This window comes from Pseudomonas sp. Pseusp97 (assembly GCF_047304025.1).
GTDB lineage: Bacteria > Pseudomonadota > Gammaproteobacteria > Pseudomonadales > Pseudomonadaceae > Pseudomonas.
This window is the reverse complement of the sequence record NZ_JBGLYK010000373.1, coordinates 1-2,936: the sequence shown is the minus strand read 5'-3', so window position 1 is coordinate 2,936 and position 2,936 is coordinate 1. Positions and strand designations below refer to the sequence as shown.

Sequence of the window (2,936 nt, the reverse complement as noted above, 5' to 3'; positions counted from 1 at the left end):
TCGGCCTGGAACTGGGCGCCGACGACTACCTGGCCAAGCCCTGCGATCCGCGCGAACTCACCGCCCGCCTGCGCGCCGTGCTGCGCCGCAGCCACCCGGCGCAACCTGCCGCGCAACTGGAGCTGGGCGACCTGGCGCTGAACCTGTCGCGCGGCGTGGCCACCATCGGCGCCGAGGAGATCAGCCTGACCCTCTCCGAGAGCCGCATCCTCGAAGCCCTGCTGCGCCAGCCGGGCGAGCCGCTGGACAAGCAGGCCCTGGCGCAGCTCGCGCTGGGCCGCAAGCTGACGCTGTACGACCGCAGCCTGGACATGCACGTCAGCAACCTGCGCAAGAAGCTCGGCAGCCACCCCGACGGCCGCCCGCGCATCCTCGCCCTGCGTGGGCGCGGCTACTTCTACGCGGCCTGAGCCCTAGGCGTCTTCCGCCCGGGCCGCTCTGGCCCGGGCTTCGTAAAGTTTCCAGCAGGGCTTCACCTGATCTTTACCCAAGCTTTACCTGGGACTGACCGCCCTTGACCTTGCCGACCCTAGACTGGGCTCATCCGGTAACCACCGGCCCCTGAAAGGAGAAACACCATGCGCAAGACCCTGACCGCCCTGCTGATCGCTGCCGCCCTGCCGACCGTCGCGCTGGCGGCCACTCCCGCGCCGACCGACGCTCCGCCGCCGGCCCCGTTCATGAAAGACCACGGCCCGGGCATGCACCGCGGCGAACACGGTGGCGCACTGCGTGAACTGAACCTGACCCAGGACCAGCGCCAGCAGGTCGGCAAGCTGATGGGCGACTCGATGAAGGATCGCCGGGCGATCACCGAGAAGTACTGGAACAAGCTGCCCGAGGCCGACCGCAAGGCCATGCAGGAAGAACTCAAGGCCAACCGTGACAAGGCCGATGCCGGCATCCGCAGCATCCTCACTCCCGAACAGCAGAAGAAGTTCGACGAGCTGAAGAAGCAGCGCGAGCAGCGCAAGGCCGAATGGGCTGAGTTCCAGAGCTGGAAGGCGCAGAAGGACGGCGCCAAGACCAACTGATCCGCTCCAAAAAGCGCAGGCGCCGGGTTCTACCCGGCGCCTTGCCGTGGAGCCCTGACAACGGATAGACCATGCGGCTGAACAGGAAGACCATGCGCTCACTCTTCTGGCGGATCCTCGCCGCCTTCTGGCTCGCCCTGCTGCTGGTGGCCGGACTGTCGATCCTGCTGGGCCGCGCGCTGAACCAGGACACCTGGGTCATCGCCCGCTATCCCGGGCTGCACGACATCGCCAGGCAGTGGACCCTGCTCTACGAAACCCAAGGCCCGGCGGCCGCGCAACAGCTGCTGGAAAGCCGTCGGCAGCAATACGAACTCTCGGTGCAGGTACTCGACGAGACCGGCCAGCGCCTGGTCAACGGGACCTACCTGCCCCGCCCGCCGCGCCCGCACGGCAACTTCGACCGCGAGAACCTGCCGCGCTTCCCCTGGCGCCAGCTGAGCCAGGAATACACCAGCAACCGCACCGACCAGACCTACCTGTTCATCTACCGCATCCCGCACCCCACGCTGCAGGCCTGGCACCGCAGCAGCCTGCTCTGGCCGCTCAGCGCCCTGGGTATCGCCCTGGTGGTGCTGACCGTGTTCAGCCTGCTGCTGACCCTGTCCATCACCCGCCCGCTGAACCGCCTGCGCCGCGCCGTGCATGACCTCGGCCAGACCAGTTATCAACAGGACAGCCTCGCCCGCCTTTCCCGCCGTGGCGACGAGCTGGGCGTGCTGGCCCGCGACTTCAACCGCATGGGCGCGCGATTGCAGGGCCTGATTGGCAGCCAGCGCCAGCTGCTGCGCGATGTGTCCCACGAACTGCGCTCACCGCTGGCGCGCCTGCGTATCGCCCTGGCCCTGGCCGAACGCGCAGACCCGGAGCAGCGCGCCGCCATGTGGCCGCGCCTGGAGCAGGAATGCGACCGCCTGGAAGCGCTGATCGGTGAAATCCTCGCCCTCGCCCGCCTCGACGCCGAGCCCGGCCCGACCAGCCGCGTCGACCTGCTGCCGCTATTCGAGCGCCTGCGCAACGATGCGCAACTGCTTTACCCGGAACAGGACATCCAGCTCGACGTCGCCCCGCAACTCGCTCTGGACGGCTGGCCGGACATGCTCGAACGCGCCCTCGACAACCTGCTGCGCAACGCCCTGCGCTTCAACCCGGCGGAGCAGCCGCTGCAGGTGCAGGCGCGGATCGACGGCGAACGCCTGCACATCAGCGTGCGCGACCACGGCCCCGGCGCCGGCGAAGATCACCTGGCGCAATTGGGCGAACCCTTCTTCCGCGCTCCCAACCAGAACAGCCCCGGCCATGGCCTGGGGCTGGCCATCGCCCGCCGCGCCATCGAGCGCCACCACGGGCGGCTGCGCCTGAGCAACCATCCCGACGGCGGTTTCCTGGCCAGCATCGACCTGCCGCTGCGCCGCCAGGTCGCCTGAATTGAGCGCATTTTCGGAGAGCACCATGAGCCTTCCCGCCTTCGCTACGCCGATACCTGCCCTGCAACCGCCTCTGCTGCCGGCAGCCCTGCTGCGCAGCGAACCCCATGACGATCCGCAATACCTGGTGCTGGCGGTTGAACTGGCGCGCCTCGCCGCACAGTGGCGCGCACGTTGGCCCGGCTTGCACCTGAGCCTGCCGCAGAGCGGCACCTGGCCGCTGGAAAGCTGGCCGGATGCGCTGGGCGAAGCCCTGGATGCCTTGCTGGAAGGGGCGCTGGCGCGCCATCCGCACGCCGCGCTGGAGCTGTCGCTCAGCTCGGCCCGCGGTGAACTGCGCCTGGACCTGCGAGGCTACGACCCGCAGGCGCGGGCCTGGCTGCCGGAAGCCCTGCCCCCGGCACGACGCCTGGCCGCCTGGCAGGGTGGGCACCTGCTCTGGCGCGCCCGCGCCAGTGGTTGGACGGTGCGCCTG

At 69.4% G+C, this 2,936-nt stretch carries 4 protein-coding genes; all 4 read left to right on the top strand.

What is annotated here, in order from left to right; translation table 11 throughout:
* Nucleotides 1-410 (top strand): winged helix-turn-helix domain-containing protein (locus tag ACCC94_RS29000; RefSeq protein WP_413353033.1); only part of this gene is annotated, 410 nt, incomplete at its 5' end.
* Nucleotides 411-578: 168 nt separating this feature from the next.
* Nucleotides 579-1,034: a Spy/CpxP family protein refolding chaperone gene (locus tag ACCC94_RS28995; RefSeq protein ID WP_413353032.1), complete on the top strand. Its 456-nt coding sequence runs from the start codon at nucleotides 579-581 to the stop codon at nucleotides 1,032-1,034.
* 92 nt (nucleotides 1,035-1,126) lie between these two features.
* Complete coding sequence (locus ACCC94_RS28990; protein ID WP_413353031.1) at nucleotides 1,127-2,461, top strand: sensor histidine kinase; 1,335 nt, start codon at nucleotides 1,127-1,129, stop codon at nucleotides 2,459-2,461.
* A gap of 25 nt (nucleotides 2,462-2,486) precedes the next feature.
* On the top strand, nucleotides 2,487-2,936 hold a 450-nt coding region (locus tag ACCC94_RS28985; protein ID WP_413353030.1), incomplete at its 3' end, for a hypothetical protein.